We start from the raw sequence: 617 nt of genomic DNA, 5'->3' as shown, positions 1-617 counted from the left end.
TTGATTCTTTTGAATCGGTTTGTTTCTCGGATGTCTTGATATCTTAGGTCTATCATTTCTAAAATGATAGTCTTATCATCAATTCTGTATGAAGTTTTCAAGGTACGTTTTTCTGACTGTTTTACCAGTCATTAGAAAACTCAATTCTTTGAATCCTCTAATCACGGGTAAAAACCCTGTATCTTAACAGCACTTCCCTGCTGATATAGGTTAGCATCCTTCGGATGCCCGTTTTATGTTGAAAACAGCATAGCTGTTGTTTTCTTTTTTTAATCTGGCAGCCACCTACTCTCCCATGCCGTCTCCAGCGTAGTACCATCGGCCGCTTAGGTCTTAACCATCGTGTTCGGGATGTGGACGGGTGTTTCCCCTAAGCGCATCGCCACCAGAAGCATTGAACACTTAGCGAGGTTCTTTCGAGCTTAGTGCGAAAGCTGTTCTCTGAGATTAGTAAGAACAAGCTTTAGCGCTGTTCGAACTTAGCGAAGAGAACTTCCTCTCTTGTGTTGTTATCTTTGATAACTCAACAGCGAAATAATCTTTACTCGATTTCCTTAGAAAGGAGGTGATCCAGCCGCACCTTCCGATACGGCTACCTTGTTACGACTTCACCCCAG

2 rRNA genes are annotated in these 617 nt (G+C 42.6%); both read right to left on the bottom strand.

The window, feature by feature from the left end:
• Positions 1 to 272: 272 nt before the first annotated feature.
• A 5S ribosomal RNA gene (rrf, locus tag DW059_RS15730) occupies positions 273 to 390 on the bottom strand.
• 168 nt (positions 391 to 558) lie between these two features.
• A 16S ribosomal RNA gene (locus tag DW059_RS15725) occupies positions 559 to 617 on the bottom strand; the annotation flags it as partial.

Source organism: Roseburia sp. AF42-8 (assembly GCF_003435965.1).
Classification (GTDB): domain Bacteria; phylum Bacillota; class Clostridia; order Lachnospirales; family Lachnospiraceae; genus Roseburia_C; species Roseburia_C amylophila.
The sequence above is the reverse complement of the archived record's forward strand: the minus strand, read 5'-3'. Positions and strand labels throughout refer to the sequence as shown.